Consider the following 16,720-nt stretch of genomic DNA (forward strand, 5'->3'; position numbering starts at 1 on the left):
GGCAAAAGTCCGGAAGTGCCAGGCGGGACGGCCCGCATGGCGTCACGACGAACGAGAGGGCTTCGCTTCGGTGGCTCAGCCACTGCGGCGCGGCATTTCTGGTTGTTCAATCGATGGGCAGGAGCAGAGCGGGTTCGTGACTCCGGCCGTCGCTCCGATCGCATGACGGATCACCTGCGTTTCTGATCTAGGCGATTCGCTTATCGAGCTTTCGAAATGCGCGCCGGGGCGGACCAACTGCTGACTACCGCAGGGTCATCCCCGTCCTGGCGATCGCTTCGCTCCTCCTCTGCTACAGCGGTACGAAGTCGTCATGCTGGTGCCATCACGGTGTGTGCTGTTCTGCCTAGCCGCGCTCGCTGATCGAGGGCCCCGAGTAGCACTGACTCCATCTGAGAAAGGTCGTTGCCATGTCAATCGTCCACAGCGCCCGTGATCGCCGCGATTCGTTTTTCGACAGCGTGTTCGAAGCGCCGGAGGGGCCGCGGGAGGCCGCAGTCGCGCGGATCGTCGCGGACGTTCTAAACCTCGATCGGGTGGGACGTTCAGACGGCTTCTACGACTTCGGCGCCACTTCGCTGCACGCGGTTCGCATCTGCGCCCGCATCAAAGAGGTACTTGACGTCACCGCCAGGCCGGATCTGCTGTTCCACAGTGACACCCTGGCCGAATTCGTCGCGACCCTCGGCGCTCCATCGGGTGAGGTTGCGCCGTGACGGTGACCCGGACGACCAGCGCCGTGTCTTCTCCTACAATTCTGGCTGAGCTGGTCGTTCTCTGCAGGGTGGGGCGCAGCCAGCGGTTCGAATTGCCATGTGGAAAAGCGGACGCCACGGTCTCGGGAACCAGATGCGCTCCCTGCACTGCTTAAACAATGGCCGGATCGGAGTTCGGACCAGGCCCTCGCTTGACTCGGTGTCGGTAAAGGTCGTGGCCGGCGAGCACACGCCGCATAGCGTCGACGATGGTCCTAGCGCTGGAATACGTTGCATTGGGGCGTGGCGGGGGACGAACCCGTTAATGCCACGGCCGCCAGAGATCGCAACCTGGCCGGGGACGTCGCGCCGGGTGCCCATCAGCGATTCCTCCAATAACGACTGTCAAATCGAAATGAGGTTGCACCATGCGTCAAACGGCCGCATCCCTGCGGGATTTCGCCGAAAGAATCGCGCTTATTAGCCCCGAGGTGCGCGCTGTGGGGCGACGTGATTCGGGGTGGCTGACAATTGGGCAACTGGATCAGGCGGCAAGCGGTCTCGCGTGGGAACTTGTCAGCCGAGGTGTAGCGCCAGGGGATGTGGTGGGACTGCTGCTGCCACGGTCTGTGGAATTCGTCGTTGCCGCCTTCGCCGCGTGGAAGGTGGGAGCAGCATATACGCCTATCGATCCAGCTGCCCCCGAACGTGACCGCTCCTTCATCCTAGACAACAGCAATGTCCGGTGCGTGATCGCCAGCGATGGCGCCGTTGGGCGCGCAACTGGGCGACAGTACTGCCTCGTTGACGACGCGATGCCGGCACGAGGGACGGAGCTGCGTCCCTTCGAATCGATACCGCTCACACCCGAGGATCCAGCTTGGGTCCTCTACACGTCGGGATCGACCGGGCACCCGAAGGGTGTGATCGGGTCGCACGGCGCGTCCCTCAACCGGTGCACCTGGATGTGGGAGGCCCAGCCGTTCGACGGTCATGACGTCTCCGTCCAGAACACGGCACCGTCGGTCGTCGACTCCATTTGGGAGGTCTGGGGTTCCCTCGCTCAAGGAACCCCCGTGGTCATGCCACCCGCCCACGCCTCCTACGACCTGGACCTGCTCTCCGAGATCCTCGCCGAGAACCAGGTCACCCGCATCTGCCTGGTTCCGTCGCTGCTTCGCGCCATGCTAACGACGTTTCCAGACCTTGCCGACCGATTGCCCGACCTGGGGATCTGGACGTGCAGCGGTGAAACGCTAGATCGCAACCTCGCGAACATGTTCCGGACATCGCTGCCTGGCCGGACCCTGCTAAACCAGTACGGGTTGACCGAGTCGTGCGCCGACGTCACAACGTACGACACTAGAGAACTGATGCACTACGACGGAGGGGACGCGCGCGTACCGATTGGCAGGCCGATCCGGGGCACTGAGGTCTTCATCCTTGACGACCAGATGCGGCCCGTCCCGACCGGGGATCCGGGCGAACTCTGGCTGGCAGGTCCTTCCCTGGCCAACGGGTACGCGAACGCGCCCGAGCTCACCAGAGACCGGTTCGTGGTCAACGGGATGGGTACCGCCGACATACTCTTTCGCACCGGCGACGTCGTACAAATTGGTCCGGACGGCATGTTGTACCACCTGGGTCGGCGCGACCGCCAGGTCAAAATCAGGGGCTTCCGTGTCGAGGCCGACGGCGTCGAGGCCGTGCTCAAGGAATGTGAGGGTGTGCGGGACGCTGCAGTCAGAGCGTGGACGACTGGTGACGAGGGTCAGCTCGCCGCCTACGTCGTGCCCGAGGCGCTCGGGGAGGCACCCGACGTGCGTGAGTTGCGCGACCAGATGCTGAAGAATCTCCCGCCCCACGCCATCCCGTCGTCCTTCACGGTCCTGACGGAGCTTCCGCGCACCGCCAGCGGAAAGACCGACTACAAGCTCCTCCCCGCGCCGGGTGGCTTTCGCGTCGGCAGCGACGTGGTCGAGCCGCGTGACGAGATCGAGGCGACGATCGCGCGAATCTGGCGCAAGATTCTCAAAACCCGGCACTTTGGTGTCCTGGACGACTTCTATGAGATCGGCGGACATTCTCTGGCCTTGATGCGGGTTATCGCTCGCGTGAATTCCGCGTACGGTGTGCGTCTTCGGCGCCGTGACCTTACCCACGCCCGCACGGTGGAGGCACAAGCTCGCGCCGTGGGTCGACTAGCGGATGCGACACCCGGGTCGGCGGGGTCGATAGCATCCGTACCCGCCCAGCGGATGACGACGCAGGACGACGTCGGAGTGGACCGGGCGTCGGAAACCCAGGCGGCGATGTGGCTTCACGAGACATGCTCGGCCCCCGGGCTCTACAACATCCAGCTGGCGTTCCGGATCGTCGGTGAGTTGAACACCGACGCCCTCCGCCGGGCGCTGAGCGACGTCGTTGCTGCCCACAGGGCGCTTCGATTGGGTCTCGAGCACGAGGGCGATGTGCTCCGACTCGTTGAGAACCAATCAGCCTTAAGCGGTTCGCCATTGGTTGTCGTTGAGACGTCCGAAGCAATAGTCCGGCAACAACTCAGTGATGAAGGAGCCTGGCCGTTTGACCTGGCGAAAGGCCCTCTACTGCGCGTTCTCCTGCTTAAGGTGGGCATTACCGATCACGTGATGAGCCTGACGGTGCACCACACGGTGTGTGACGGACAGTCGCTGCGCACTTTGCTAGCCTCACTGACCGCGGCCTACGAGGCAAGGTTGGCGGGTGCCGTGCCGCACGCTGCCGCGAGCGACGGCCCGGTTGCGGCGCCGACAAGGGCGTCATACCGGTCGCTGGACCGGTATCCGCCAGCTTTGCTGCCCACTGACCGTCCAAGACCTAAGCGGCCGGACGGGCATGGGGCGTCGCTCAAAATCAATGTCCCGACGGCGCTGCTTGCGCGCGTCCGTGGCAGGGCGAGATTGTTGAGGACCTCTCCGTTCCTGATGTGCTGTGCGGCCTTTGCGGTTGTGCTTGCCTCGTGGACGGGGCAACGACGGTTCGCCATCTCGGTCCCCATCGCCGACCAGCACGACGAGGGGGCCGAGGACGTAGTGGGCTGCTTCATGCGGACCGTTCCTTTGAACATCGATGTTCCCGAGTCCACCCGGGTCCCGGAGCTGCTGCAAAGCCTCCGAGGTGCGCTGGAGGAGGCTTACGAGGCCCCGAGCGTAACGCGCGTGGAGGTCGACGGGCAGCCACCGCAATTGATGCTTGCCTACGACGAAGCACACTATCAGGCTTTGTCGCTGCCCCTCACCGCGATTACTCCAATGGCTGTCGACAGCAAGTCATCGAAGCTTGACCTAACGCTCTACCTGGACGAGGCGGACGAACATTACGACTGCCGGATTGAGTACTCGACTGCTCTGTTCGAGGAGGGCACGATGCACGAGTTCGGTCAAGACTTTCTCAAGACGCTGACTTGGGTTTGTGGTGAGGAGAACAGTTTCGTCGGCAAGGCATCGGATTAATCACGCGGAGCTGTTGGTCTGGCACGGTATCGGGATTAAATGGTGAAAATGGCTTGAGGCTGGCTCATTTTAGGTGCGCTGGTGTGATCCTCTCCATCGAGTTCGCGTTCGGGCTCGACGACTTCGAGGTGGCGGGCTGGCTCGATTCATATGGGACCGAGAGTTCCCCCACCTCATCCGAAATAACCTACGGCGCAGCGCGACGCGAACCGTCGACACGCTGGTGCCAGAGTTCCACAATGCGCACTTCGCTTCGCTGACCAGGCTAACGGCCGCTCGAATCGCAGCCCACGCCACTGTTCATGTGCTGAAATGAAGGAGAGCCTGTGTATTGTTTCCTTGGGAGCATGCTCGAAAGAAATGTGCGCGAGTCGGGCGAGCGCATCGCTCTTTCGGACCTGAGCAGATCGTGGACATACAGGTCGCTCGGAGCCTTCGTCGGCTATCTAGTCGAAGAGCTCAAGAGTGTGGGTCTCTCGCCGGGGGAGCCGGTGGGAATCGCCGGCCCCCGAGACGCCCGACTCTTGGCGCTGATGTACGGGGTGCTCGGGTGCGGCAACCCCGTCCTGGCGGTGAACCCCGACTGGAGCAAGAGCGATCGGGCGCGGAGGCTGCGTGCAGTCGGTGCGCGCCTGGTCCTTCGCACTGAGGCCCTCGACGCCGACAGGTTCTTAGCCGTCAACGCCGATGAACCGGACGAGGTCGATATCATGATCGTCCACGTCGACGTAGACGACGTGATGTACTCCGCCAAAGGTGAAAGCGGTCTCTGGGGATGGCAGCCCAACAGCGATGACGTCGCGTACTTCTCCTTCACCTCCGGGTCTTCTGGGGAGCCGAAGGCGGTGGCGGTGGCGCAGCGTAATGCGGCACACTACGCCACACGGCTCGCCCAGAGGCTGGACTTCAACGCTCACAACCCGCCTTCCTTTGCCCACATGACGACACTCGCGGCAGACCTCGGCCACACGACTTGGATGCTCGCCCTGGCGACCGGAGGTCGCGTGCACGTGGTCTCGGACCGGGTGGTGCGTGATCCGTACGCCCTGTGGCGGGAACTGGGGGAGCATCAGGTAACCTGCCTGAAGATCACCCCCTCCCATCTCGCGGCGCTGCTTCCTGGGCGGCCCGCTGGCACGGCCGCCTTGGATACCGTGATCATCGGCGGTGAACTGCTGTCCCGGACGCTCGCAAGTAGCGTGCTCGAGCAGGGCGTGGCACGCCGGGTAGTCAACCACTACGGCCCAACAGAGACCACAGTCGGAGCCGCCTGCTTCGTCGCCTCTGTCGCCACCGATCTTCCCCAGAACGAGGCGTCCGTTCCGATCGGCACACCCATCGGTGAGAACACTTTTAGGCTGGAGGCGGCCGCAGCGCTGGCGGGCCGGAGCGACCGGTCGATCGGAGAACTGGTGGTTGGGGGTGCCGGCGTCGCCCTCGGCTACGTCGGCATCCAGCCGGCGGGTGAGAGCGGCTTCCGGGCGGTCGGCGACGATCATGAGTACCACACGGGCGACAACTGCCGCCGACGCCCTGATGGCAACCTTGTCTTCCTTGGTCGCTCGGACCGCCAGACCAAAGTGAACGGCTACCGCGTGGACCTCGCCGAGGTCGAGCAGGTGCTCGCCCAGTGTCCTGGTGTTGCGCGCGCCGTTGTATTCGGCCGGACTGTCGATGGACAGGTGCGCCTTGTCGCAGCGGTCGCCTTAGCGCGGGAGGGGGCTGCCGACGACACACTTGCCACCATCCCGGAACGAATGTCGCGGGAACTGCCTCGGTACGCCATCCCCACCCCCGTTATTCCATTGCCAGAGTTCCCGGTCGACCCCAACGGGAAGAGAGACGACCGGAAGCTCCTGGCGATGATCGAGCAGTGGCTCGACGGCGAATCGTCAGAGGCACCGCCTTACCCTACGCACCCCGGGTCGCCCGCTACCCCTTTGGCACAAGACCTCGCCGACTTCTGGGGCACGAGCTTGGGCATCAAGAAGATCGGCCCCGACTCCGACATTGTTGCCCTGGGCGGGGATTCCATCCTCGCCATGCGCACGGTCGTCTTTCTGAAGGAGCGGGGCCATGACGTCATGGTCACCGATGTGTACGACCAGTTGACCGCGGCGCGGCTCGCTGAGGTGGCCGTCCGGCGAACGGGCGGCCCGAAAAAGGCTCCACACAGGACCGATTCATCCGCCAGGAGCGGAGCGCTGGGGCCCGCCCAGCACTGGTTTTTCAGTACCTTGCCGGGAGGTACCGTCCACTGGAACCAGGTGATGCTGCTCGCCTGCGAACCGGCCATAGAGATCGCATCACTCGGCGCTGCCCTGAGCGCAGTGCTGCGGCGTCACGAGGCTCTACGCAGGGGCGTCTCAGCGAAGGGCGTCCTGGACAATGAGTACCCGACGCTCGGCACGCTCGCCGTGACTTGGTCCTCCGTCGGGGACGACTTATCGGCGGCGGAGACGATCGCGCGAACTAGCGCCGAAATCAACCGTTCCCTGGATCCTGCCTCGGGCCGCCTTCTCCGCTGCCACGTCTTCCGTGGCGGCCCGGGTGCGCCGGACCGACTCCTGCTCGTCTGTCACCACCTCGTGATCGACACCGTTTCGTGGCGCATCTTGCTCGATGATCTAATTAGGTCGTACGAGGCCGCAATTCAGGGGACCAAGATCGCCCTCTCCGAGTCCCGGTCGTACTACGACTGGGCTGCCGCGAGCGGGATGCGAATAGCGCGCCCGGCCGCCCGGTACAAGGTTAGCGCCCACGGGGCGACCTTTATGTGGATGGCGACGCCGGCTGTGACTAGCCTCATCCTAGCGGAGTTCGGCGCAGGCCGCCGGCTTGAGGCCCTGACCGTCGCCTCGATCGCACGAGCGCTCCAGACGACTACTGGGTCAACGCGAACACGCGTCACAATTGAAACCCATGGACGTGATCAGGGCGAGCACAGCAACGCCTACCTGGATTCCGTGGGCTGGTTTACGGCAGTCAAGCAGGTACAGGTCAACTCACTCGGTGACGATATCGATCGAAACATCGCGGAAGTAGAAGAAAACGCGGCCGGGGCCCCGGTCCTGCGCTTCGACTTAGCGGACGCGGAAGCCGCGATTACGGTCAACTATCTTGGACAGTTCAGACCACCCCTAGGGCGAAACGTAAAGTGGACGTTCGGCGAGGAGTACTGCGGTCCCGCGCGCCCTCCCCACCACGACCCCATTTCCCCAATGGTGCTGACGGCGCGCCTTGTGAACGACAGACTTGTGGTTGACCTTGTCTGCACCGAGGAGATGCGCGCCGGGGGAGTGGCTAAGCGGGCGTTCGCGAGTTTCGCAAACGAGATTCAGCGCGCCGCTCGCGTGAACGAGGCTGCCCCGCCGATCCAGGAAAGCCCTCAAACTACCTCTGGAATCCCTGCCTACGCCGGCGGAATGGCACCCTTGGGGCAGGCGCGCTCGATCGTCAGGGAGACGCCAAGGGTGCTGGTCACCGGTGCGACGGGATTTCTCGGCTCCCACATTCTCGACCACTTGGTGAAGCAGGGCGCGCAGGCCGTTTGCCTAGTCCGCAGATCGAACGGACGGAGCGCGAGTGAGCGACTGGCGACAACCGACCAGGTGCGCGTCGTCGAAGGTGATTTGACCGAAGCCGCCTTCCTGCAAGAACTGACCGCCCGTGGGGTACTCGACGGCGTCGGCTCCGTCATCAATGCAGCGGCCGACGTACGTCTTGTGGCACCGCCCGACCAGTTGGCGAAGGTGAACGTACGTGGGGTGGGGAACCTTCTCGACCTGATTCGGAGATCCCGCCCGGGAACCGCCCTACACCACGTTTCGACACTGGCCGTCGCGGGGTTCCACGACAACGGGGTCCAGCGTTTTAGCGAGGCAGACTTCGATCTCAATCAGCGGTTCATGTCACCTTACGAGGCGTCGAAGTTCGAGGCGGAAAAGCTCATAAGGCAGGCGAGCGACAGTGGCACGAGGTGTTTCGTCTACCGGACAAACCATATCGCTGCCCACAGTCAAACCGGAGCATTTCAGGATAATATTGGGGATAACCGCGTCTATCAGACGCTGAAAGGCTACATCCTGGCTGGCTGTGCACCGCGCAGTCCGCACTCGACCTTCGGCTTCTCCTACGTGGACACGGTGGCCGCGGGTATCTGCCAGATTGCGTTGGCCAATGACACGCCGCCGGACGTGTACCACGTCGAAACGCCGCATTGCGTCGCCCATGACGAAGTGATCGAATGGATGCAGGCCCTCGGTTACCGCCTGAGGCTCGCCGACCGCGGCGAATTCATCGATGCTTTGGGACGTTTCAAGGGAACTGACGCCAAGAGTGCGGACACGAGCCGCGCGTGGGAGCACCGACCAATGCGGAGCGTCGTGTTCGATAACGCGCGGACGGTTTCCCTGCTCCAGAGACTGGGTGTTCAATTCGCCGCACCGACACGTTCATGGCTGCAAGCGGCACTGGAATGGGCCGTAGGCAGTGAATTTCTTCCGGCGCCGGTCTCAACCCCCACTACTCGAGGCATGGCCTCCTAATTCCACCGCCTGACGTCACGTCCGTATCAGCTTGCAACCTTGAAGGATCTTAATGAATCAGAGAATCAGGCGCTCGGCCATGGTTACCGGCGCATCATCCGGCATAGGCCTGGCCGTCTGTCGAAGGCTGGCCGGCGACGGCTACGACTTGGTTGTCAACGCTCGCGATGGCGACCGGCTGCACCAGGTTGCCGGTGAACTCAAGGCCTTTTCGGGACAGGTGATTCCGGTGGTGGGTGATGCTAGTCGGCCGGACGTCATCGCCGAGTGTCTCGAGAGGTGTGCCACAGAATTGGGTGGGGCGCCTGCGGTTGGCTTGGTGAACGCCGGCAGGGGCTTGCCCGGCACGGTCATCTCGTCAGACGAGACGCAGTGGGCTGAACTGTTTGAGATCAATGTCCTAGGTGCGCTTCGCCAAATGCGTGCGCTCGCCAACGCAATGTGCACGGAGGTCGAGACCGAGCCGGCCTTTCGCCGAACGTTCGACATCGTGGTCATAGGGTCGACCGTTGGCAGGAATGTGTCCCCGTTTAACAGCGTCTACGGCGCGACTAAGTTCGCTGTCCATGGCGCAGCCGAGGGGCTGAGGCGGGAACTCGGACCCAAGGGTATTCGTGTGTCCCTGATCGAGCCGGGAATCGTCGGCACGTCCTTCCAGGCCAACGCTGGCTACGATGCCCAATGGTTTAGCTCCTATGAGGCGGAGATCGGGCCCGTCCTGTCTCCCGATGACATCTCGGATCTCGTTCGGTTCATTGTCTCCCGACCTGCCCACGTGCATCTCAACAACGTTTCCGTCCGGCCTACCCGGCAGGACTACCCGTGATTTTCTGCTACTTGACGCGATGGAGGGGCGATCCCTTCGAGGCCAGAGCGCAGCTGGATGGGCAAAGCCACTTTTTGAAGACAATGGAAAAGGCATCTCAGGGAGGAGTGGCTCTTAATGAATCGGATAGCTGACCAGGGGATCCGCCCCGGTCGCTGGGTCGTCGTCCGGCTTAACGCGCTAGCCAAAAGCATGGCCGAGCTCCCCCCGAGTGTCCGTGCGGCGCTGCTCGCTCTCTTCGCCGTCAATGCGGCTGCCTACGTGGCCTTCCCATTGCTGGCTGTCAAGCTCGCCACTATCGATCAGCTTCCGCCTTCGCAAACCGGAGCGGTACTTACAGTCTTCCTGGTCGCCGCCCGGGGCAGCCAGATGGTCGCGGGCCCGATGGCCGATCGGTACGATCCCCGGCTGATCATGTTCGCTGCCGCACTAAGCCGGGCCGTCGGCTTCATGGGACTGGGCTTGGCATCGGAACTGCAGCTGCTGGTAGTGGCCGCCGCGCTCGCCGGCGCCGGCGGCGCATTCGAGCCACCGGTCAGCGGGCTACTCGCGGCTCAGCCTGAGCCGATCCGGAGCCGCGCGTTTGCGATGGAGAACGCGGCACTTAATTCGGGCGTTATCGCCGGGCCCGCCCTTGCAGCCATCCTGGTCATGGCCGGTACCCAGGTGCCGTTCCTGGCAAGCTCGCTGATCTTCTTCCTCATCGCGATACGGGTGCTTCGCATCCGCACCGACCGGCAACCGCCGATTGCTCACGAGCCCGGCGTTTTCGCCCATGCCCGGGTCGCGATGACCGACCGGCGTTTCCTGGTTTTCTGGCTCATCATGCTGCCGTGGTGGTTTCTCTTCGCCCAGCTCAGCATGGCCATTCCCTTGCGGTCCCATGCCCTTGCAGGAGCCGGGTGGGTAGGCGTGCTCTTTCTTGCCAACGGAACTGCCGGCATGCTGAGCATCCCGTTCGTCAAGCTGCTGCAGGACCGAATCGGGTCCCGTGCGGCCACTGTTGCCGGGCACCTGTGTATCGCTGCATCGATGGGCATGATTGCGATAAACCCATCGCCCTGGTGGTTGCTGACCTGCGTCGTCATCTTCACCGTGGGTGAGACCATGATTCTTTTCTCTACCCGGCTTATCCTGGCCTCCTTCACCGGCGAGCGCACTCGCGCCAGCTACTTTGGCCTGTACGCCGGTTCATGGGCCTTGGGGGGCGCAGCCGGTAATTTCGTCGGCGCACGAGTGGCTGTGGATCCGCTAAGCCCGGGGCCGTGGTTAGTGTTCGGCGCCACTGGCCTGCTCGCCGCTTTGATCTGCTGGGTGGTCCTCCGGCGAATTTGCTCGACCACTGAGAGCGTCTTTGAGAAGTCTGTTGTGGACGGCATTGCGGCATGACTTCTTCCGGCGGGACGGGCAGGGTGGCGCGGTGTCTGCGCGTCGTGGCTACCCCTCGGACCTGACCGATGCCCAGTGGGCGCTGATCGAGGCGCTGCTGCCGGAGCCGAATACGGACGGGCGGCGGGAGAAGCATCCTCGTCGGGAGATCGTCAACGCGATCCTGTACGTGGTGCGGGCTGGGTGTCCGTGGCGGTATCTACCGGCGGATCTTCCGCCGTGGCAGAGGTGTACTGGTACTTCACCAACCTCGAACGCATCAAGCGGTCCAAACCGGGCGGCACCTGCGAGGAGTGGCCCGAGGAACTGGGGGCCGCCTGCCACCGCAAGGCGTCGGGGGCTACCTTCCGCAACGTCTACGCCCGTATGGTCTGGGACGAGCCGTCCCCGACGATCACCACCTTGGCGTACAACTTCGGGGCGGGACGGTTCGGGCACCCCGAGCAGAATCGAGCCATCACCCTCCGCGAAGCCGCGAATCTGCAGAGCTTCCCGCCGGGCTACGAGTTCGTCGCGCCGGGGGAGCCGGTACAGTTCGCGCCACTCGGCCGGCTTATCGGCAATGCAGTGAGCCATTCCGCGCAACGTTCTGATTAGCGGTGGTGATCATGTGGTGCGGTCGTGGTCGGTGTGGAGCAGGACGAGTGCGGCGGCCACGATCTTGCCGATGCGCCATGGGTCGAGGCTGATGTTGCGCAGCGCCTTGAATGTGGTCTTGAGCAGGGAGTTTCCGCGTTCGCCGATGGCTCGCAGGCTGTTGTGGGCTTTGTTGAACTGCTGCTGGATGGCGGTGAGCTGGCTGTGCTTCGGTTTCTTGAACGCCACGGTGATGGTGCGGGACTCGCCTTCGTAGCCCAGGTCGTCGAGGGGTCGCAGGTCAGCGCCGGCCTCTCGTAGGCAGGGCAGGAGTTCGGGGTGGGTGCGTAGTGCGGTGGTGTCGTGCTCGCGGCCGACGTACGGGCGAGGTCCAGATGGGCCAGCCGTCGCCGACGGTGATCACCTGGATGTTGCCGCGATGGTTGTCGTGCTTGGCCGACCACCAGAGATCCACGCCCGGTGTCGGTCCGGGGGTGCGGCACCGGTCGGTCTCGATCAGTGTGCCGTCGATGTTGACGTGGGAGTAGCCGGCGGCCTTGGCGGCGAGGAGGGCGCCATGCAGGCTGGGCGCCTGCGCGGCGAGCACGGTGATGGCCTCGTGCAGGTAGTCGTAGCCGGTGGACACGCTGATCCGGTTGTCGGCGGCGAGTTGCGTGACCCGGGTGCCGTCGTAGAACAGCGCAGGGCCAGGCTCGCCTGGTCACGGCAGGTCAGCGACCGGGTTCGGGCCCGGGTGCCGCGGCGGATGCGTTCGGCGTCCAGCAGCCCGGCCAGGCGGCTCACCGTCTCCTCACGTACCGGGAGCGCAGCGGTGTATGTGACACTCATGTCGACGCAGGACCTCTATGAAGTTGATCTGTGGAAGGACCACTTCGTATCGAGGTTCTGCGTCTTCGCTTCGTACCGGACCTGATCTGGTGCGTCCGACGCCTACCCGGCATTCCGGACAGCTACTGACTGCTACCACCCGCTTGCGCGGAATGGTGCAGTGGCTAACTCAGCACGCCCTGCAGCGGGTGGGCTAGCCGGTCCGAGTTCCGCCCAACCCGCTGCGCCGTGCCCGGCGACGCCGCCACACTCAGCGGCTTTCTGTCGACCATCACGGGACCCGTTGTCCTGGCCGGCCACTCCTACGCGGCGGCGATATCACCAACGCCGCGACGGGCAACAAATATCAAGGCCCTGGTGTACATGGACGCCTTCGCGCCCGACGCGGGGGAGATTGTCTTCCCGCTCAGCCGCGCCGACTCGGCTCTCGTGGTGGACCCGGCGATGGTCTTCGACTCCTTGCCTTTATTCCGGGGCGCCCGCCGGCGACGTAGACGTACCTCAAACGCACCACGTTCCTGATCTTCGTCGCCACCGGAGTACCGGCCGACGCGGCCGGACTGCTCCACGCCGCTCAGCGCCCGCTGGCGTTGAGCGGCGGCAACCAACCCTCGCGGCGCACCGGCCTGGAAGGCCATTCCGTCCTGGTACCTGGTCGGCACCAAGGGCGAGATCAGCACACCCGCGGCGCAGCGGTTTATGGCTTCTCGCGCTCACGCCTGTACCGTGCAGGTCCGCGCCGGGCACCCTGTCCCCTGTGCACCACCCGAGCGGCCCTGCTGCAGCTCTACGGCCGCAACGGCCGACGATCGTCAGCCCCCACCTTCACCGCCGCATTCGGACAATTGAGCGATGCTGCCGGCGTCAGCGCCCGGTGGACACGATGTTTGAGGAGCGCCCCTTCTGCTCGTCGCGCTTCAGGCGCTTCGCAGTCTGCTTCTCCTTGATGGTCTTACCCTTTTTCTTGACGTTCGCCTTGGTCGTCGAGTCCTTGGACATGATCGAACCTCCTGGAGCAGGTCGGTGAACGTGCAGCGTGTTACTCGCCTAATCGTGGCGTGCAGGTGACGGAAGACCCGCGCGGCGTGCGCGAAGTCTTCCCTGCACGCCGACCCTACGCTGTTCGAGCTCTTGCCGACGTTGGGAGTCCATCGCCGGTGGTGGGCAATGGTTCGTGTCGCCTCACCGACACGAACCCCCTTCCCTACGGTAGGCGGGTCGCGATGGGTCGTTTTATTGGTGACGGTAGGTCCCATGGTGGGGGAGTGGGGTGCGGCGGGGTCCTGGCGACCGCTTGTCGGCCTGCCCCCGTTTACCCCCCGAAAACCCCGTCTGCGGATGACAACCAGTGACAAGACGCGATCACCACTTGATCGTGTCTGTGCAGCTCAGCGCCCATTTCTGACGGCTAATGACAAGGTCGGGGCGGCTACGGTTGGTAACAAGGGGTCGTCGGTTCGAATCCGGCCGTCCCGACAGACAAAAAGCCCTGACCAGCGGAAACGCTGGTCAGGGCTTTAAGTTTGTCTAGCTGCGGGGAGAAGCGAGCTTCCGCAAGCGATCAGGAATTACTTCGTCGGTCTTTCAGTTGCTTGGGCGGCGGAGCATTGTTCCTGGCTGGGGGAAGGCGAGCCGCAGGGTGTGTGCGGTGAGTCGGATGCCCCACCAGGTGAGGGCGGCGAGGTAGCCGACGATGAGTGCACCTGTGGTGTCGGTGGTGAATACGAGGGCGTAGCCGATGGCGAGGCCTGGTGCGGTGATGGCGCGGATCATGCGGCTCCGGCTCATCGTTAGGGCGGTGGCTATGCCGACGAGGGCTGCGCCGATGCTGCCGGCGATGCCGGCAATGTTGTTCGTGGAGATGGGAGTCGTCAGGGTCAGTGCTGCGCGCATGAGGTAGATACCCGCGGTGGCGGTGATCGCGTGGGTGATCGCGGGGCGGGTCATGGCCAGCCAGCTGGGCAACGCGTCTGCGGGGAGGCGGGGTGCGGTCGCCGCGATGAGGGCGGCGCAGGCAGCCAGCGGTAGGGCGGCGCCGAGGGTCCATTTCAGGTAGGGGGTGTAGTCGAATCTGACGGCGGTGCCGGTGGCGAGGCCGTAGAGCGCGGCGGTGATGGCGCCGCCGACGGTGGCCGTCAGGTATCCGCGTCGGATGAGGCTGCCTGTTGTGGGTTCGGGTGTTGAGGCGGCGGGCGTTGCGGCGAGCCAGGTGGTGGGTGCCAGGTGCGCCACGGTGAATGCGGTGAGCATGACGAGTGCGCCGGCGGCGCCGAGTTGCGGTAGTGAGGTGCGGACGCCGACGACCCAGGTGCTGTAGGTGGAGATGTAGGCGGTGAGTACGGCTTGCAGGAGCAGGGCCAGCGAGCAGGCACCGAGGAGCAGGGCGCCGGTGAGGTCGCCGACGCGTAGGCGGACTCGGGGTAGCCGTGCGGCGGCTGCTCGGCCTGGTTGGTGGGTGGTGGTGAGCGAGAGGGCCCCGTCCGCGAGGGCGTGGGGGTGGTCGATGAGGGTGGGGATGATGCCGGCGGCTGCGGTGAGTCGGTCGGTCAGCGCGGGTATGCCGAGGGCCGCAGTGCCAGCCGAGACAGCACGACGAGTACGCCCTGCGGCTGACCGCCGCCCTGCAGGACCCGGACGTCCGCAACATCGCGCTGACCGGTTGCTACGGCGCGGGCAAGTCGAGCATCCTGAAGGCGTTCACCGACCACCACACCGGACGAGGTCTTAACCTCTCCGCAGTGGTGTGGACACAGGACGGTTCGTGGCGGCCGCCGGGTGTGCGCCACCGGCGAACCGCCTGGCAGCTGGTGGGATTGCTGCGGGAGCGGGGCGACCTTGATGAGCTGCGTCGGCGCGCTGACGCCGGGGACAGCGCCGCCGCACGGCAGCTGGCGGAAATGTTGCGGGAGCGGGGCGACCTTGACGGGGCAGTGGCGGTGCTGCGTCGGCGCGCTGACGCCGGGTACCTGCAGCTGGCGGAATTGTTGCGGGAGCGGGGCGACCTTGACGGGGCACTGGCCGTGCTGCGTCCGCGCGCTGACGCCAGGGACAGCGCCGCCGCCCGGCAGCTGGCGGAATTGTTGCGGGAGCGGGGCGACCTTGACGAGCTGCGTCGGCGCGCTGACGCCGGGGACAGCTACGCCGCCGAGCAGCTGGCGGAATTGTTGCGGAAGCAGAGCAGCTAACTGGGCGTTTGGATGTTGTTTGTGACTGGTTAGCGGGGTTCGGTAGGCCGGCTGGCCGGCCGGTACGTCGGTCGTGTCGCGGCTCCTGACACGGTTCGCCCCGCTTGATGCCGTTGCGATATGCCAGTTTGGTGCCGCAGATCGTGTCTGGTTCCGAAAGAGCCGGAGATCGTCGGACTGTGTGTGCGCCTGCCAGGCTGAGGTCCACAGTAGATCTAATGGATGGTTGAGCGACCCGCCTATCCGTCCGACCTGTCCGGCGCCCGCTGGGCGCTGATCGCACCACGACTAACCACCTGGCGTCAGGCTCGCACCGACGCTGGGATCGGCGGACGCACCGCCACCCACGACCTTCGCGAAATCGTCAACGCGATCCTCTACGTCAACCGCACCGGCATCGCCTGGCGCTACCTGCCACACGACTTCCCGCCCTGGCAGACCGTCTACGGCTACTTCACCGCCTGGACCACCGACGGGATCTTCACCCAGCTCAATTACCAGCTCACCGGCCTGGTCCGCACCAAGGCTGGACGCGCGGTGCAAACCTCAGCCTGCGTCATCGACACCCAAAGCGTGAAGACCTCCACCAACGCGCCCCTGCCCACGCAAGGCATCGACGCCGGCAAGAAAATCGCCGGACGCAAACGCGGCATCATCACCGACACCCTCGGCCTACTCCTCGCCGTGGTCGTCACCGCGGCCAGCACCAGCGACAACACCATCGGCATCGATCTCCTCAACCAGGCCAAGACAACCCACCCGATCCTGGCCAAGACCTGGGTCGACGCCGGCTTCAAGACCAAGCTCATCGAACACGGCGCCACCCTCGGCATCGACGTCGAAGTCGTCACCAAAGACCCACAGGTCAAAGGATTCTCCGTGGTCAAACGCCGCTGGGTCGTCGAACGCACCCTCGGCTGGATCATGCAACACCGACGCCTCGCCCGCGACTACGAAGCCCTACCCGACAACTCCGCCAGCATGATCCGCATCGCGATGATCGACAACCTCACCAAGCGCGTCACCGACGAAACCACCCCAACCTGGCGAGACACCTGAAGACAGCATCACACACAAAATACGTGAACCAGACGCCCTCTTGAGAGTCCGCATGTGCGATCGACGCCAGGGCTGCGGGGCATGCTGACGCAGATTGGTTTGG

11 protein-coding genes and 3 pseudogenes are annotated in these 16,720 nt (G+C 64.5%); 10 read left to right on the plus strand and 4 right to left on the minus strand.

Annotated features, from left to right (window positions below; all coding sequences use genetic code 11):
* The first annotated feature begins 410 nt into the window (after positions 1–410).
* From AB0K07_RS10660 to AB0K07_RS10690, 7 genes and pseudogenes are all read left to right on the plus strand, one after another.
* Complete coding sequence (locus tag AB0K07_RS10660; RefSeq protein WP_363753170.1) at positions 411–716, plus strand: phosphopantetheine-binding protein; 306 nt, start codon at positions 411–413, stop codon at positions 714–716.
* A 407-nt stretch (positions 717–1,123) separates the two neighbouring features.
* Positions 1,124–4,186: an amino acid adenylation domain-containing protein gene (locus AB0K07_RS10665; RefSeq protein ID WP_363753173.1), complete on the plus strand. Its 3,063-nt coding sequence runs from the start codon at positions 1,124–1,126 to the stop codon at positions 4,184–4,186.
* Between the two features lie 326 nt (positions 4,187–4,512).
* On the plus strand, positions 4,513–8,733 hold the full coding sequence (locus AB0K07_RS10670; protein ID WP_363753176.1) for an AMP-binding protein: 4,221 nt from the start codon (positions 4,513–4,515) through the stop codon (positions 8,731–8,733).
* A 52-nt stretch (positions 8,734–8,785) separates the two neighbouring features.
* The gene (locus tag AB0K07_RS10675) at positions 8,786–9,559 is read left to right on the plus strand and encodes an SDR family oxidoreductase (RefSeq protein ID WP_363753179.1); all 774 of its coding nucleotides are present in this window, start codon (positions 8,786–8,788) and stop codon (positions 9,557–9,559) included.
* A 192-nt stretch (positions 9,560–9,751) separates the two neighbouring features.
* Positions 9,752–10,948, plus strand: a complete 1,197-nt coding sequence (locus tag AB0K07_RS10680) for an MFS transporter (RefSeq protein ID WP_363753182.1) — start codon at positions 9,752–9,754, stop codon at positions 10,946–10,948.
* Positions 10,938–11,241: pseudogene (locus tag AB0K07_RS10685) on the plus strand (transposase); the annotation flags it as partial. The gene AB0K07_RS10680 and the pseudogene AB0K07_RS10685, both read left to right, overlap by 11 nt.
* Positions 11,242–11,314: 73 nt before the next feature.
* On the plus strand, positions 11,315–11,545 hold the full coding sequence (locus tag AB0K07_RS10690; RefSeq protein ID WP_363753184.1) for a DNA cytosine methyltransferase: 231 nt from the start codon (positions 11,315–11,317) through the stop codon (positions 11,543–11,545).
* A 9-nt stretch (positions 11,546–11,554) separates the two neighbouring features.
* Here AB0K07_RS10690 and AB0K07_RS10695 read toward each other — a convergent pair.
* From AB0K07_RS10695 to AB0K07_RS10710, 4 genes and pseudogenes are all read right to left on the minus strand, one after another.
* A pseudogene (locus AB0K07_RS10695) lies at positions 11,555–12,373 on the minus strand (transposase family protein).
* A gap of 302 nt (positions 12,374–12,675) precedes the next feature.
* Positions 12,676–13,011: a hypothetical protein gene (locus AB0K07_RS10700; protein ID WP_363753187.1), complete on the minus strand. Its 336-nt coding sequence runs from the start codon at positions 13,009–13,011 to the stop codon at positions 12,676–12,678.
* A 226-nt stretch (positions 13,012–13,237) separates the two neighbouring features.
* Positions 13,238–13,372 carry a hypothetical protein gene (locus tag AB0K07_RS10705; RefSeq protein ID WP_363753190.1) on the minus strand — a complete coding sequence of 45 codons (135 nt, stop codon included), beginning with the start codon at positions 13,370–13,372 and terminating at the stop codon, positions 13,238–13,240.
* A 585-nt stretch (positions 13,373–13,957) separates the two neighbouring features.
* The gene (locus AB0K07_RS10710) at positions 13,958–14,623 is read right to left on the minus strand and encodes a hypothetical protein (protein WP_363753193.1); all 666 of its coding nucleotides are present in this window, start codon (positions 14,621–14,623) and stop codon (positions 13,958–13,960) included.
* Positions 14,624–14,982: 359 nt separating this feature from the next.
* Here AB0K07_RS10710 and AB0K07_RS10715 point away from each other — a divergent pair.
* The 3 genes and pseudogenes from AB0K07_RS10715 to AB0K07_RS10725 all read left to right on the plus strand — a co-directional run.
* Positions 14,983–15,096 (plus strand): annotated as a pseudogene (locus AB0K07_RS10715) (hypothetical protein); the annotation flags it as partial.
* A 15-nt stretch (positions 15,097–15,111) separates the two neighbouring features.
* Positions 15,112–15,558, plus strand: a complete 447-nt coding sequence (locus AB0K07_RS10720; RefSeq protein WP_363753195.1) for a hypothetical protein — start codon at positions 15,112–15,114, stop codon at positions 15,556–15,558.
* Positions 15,559–15,780: 222 nt separating this feature from the next.
* Entirely contained in the window at positions 15,781–16,617 is an 837-nt protein-coding gene (locus AB0K07_RS10725; RefSeq protein ID WP_363753197.1) for an IS5 family transposase, read from the plus strand.
* Positions 16,618–16,720 lie beyond the last annotated feature (103 nt).

The sequence above is a fragment of the Micromonospora sp. NPDC049301 genome, assembly GCF_040678715.1.
Taxonomy (GTDB): Bacteria; Actinomycetota; Actinomycetes; order Mycobacteriales; family Micromonosporaceae; genus Micromonospora.

Bases quoted from the DNA above. Each gene is read 5' to 3' on its own strand.
- AB0K07_RS10660 (WP_363753170.1), top strand. From the start codon at position 411: ATGTCAATCGTCCACAGCGCCCGTGATCGCCGCGATTCGTTTTTCGAC.
- AB0K07_RS10665 (WP_363753173.1), top strand. From the start codon at position 1,124: ATGCGTCAAACGGCCGCATCCCTGCGGGATTTCGCCGAAAGAATCGCG.
- AB0K07_RS10675 (WP_363753179.1), top strand. From the start codon at position 8,786: ATGAATCAGAGAATCAGGCGCTCGGCCATGGTTACCGGCGCATCATCC.
- AB0K07_RS10680 (WP_363753182.1), top strand. From the start codon at position 9,752: ATGGCCGAGCTCCCCCCGAGTGTCCGTGCGGCGCTGCTCGCTCTCTTC.
- AB0K07_RS10690 (WP_363753184.1), top strand. From the start codon at position 11,315: ATGGTCTGGGACGAGCCGTCCCCGACGATCACCACCTTGGCGTACAAC.
- AB0K07_RS10700 (WP_363753187.1), bottom strand. From the start codon at position 13,011: ATGGCCTTCCAGGCCGGTGCGCCGCGAGGGTTGGTTGCCGCCGCTCAA.
- AB0K07_RS10705 (WP_363753190.1), bottom strand. From the start codon at position 13,372: ATGTCCAAGGACTCGACGACCAAGGCGAACGTCAAGAAAAAGGGTAAG.
- AB0K07_RS10710 (WP_363753193.1), bottom strand. From the start codon at position 14,623: ATGCTCACCGCATTCACCGTGGCGCACCTGGCACCCACCACCTGGCTC.
- AB0K07_RS10725 (WP_363753197.1), top strand. From the start codon at position 15,781: ATGGTTGAGCGACCCGCCTATCCGTCCGACCTGTCCGGCGCCCGCTGG.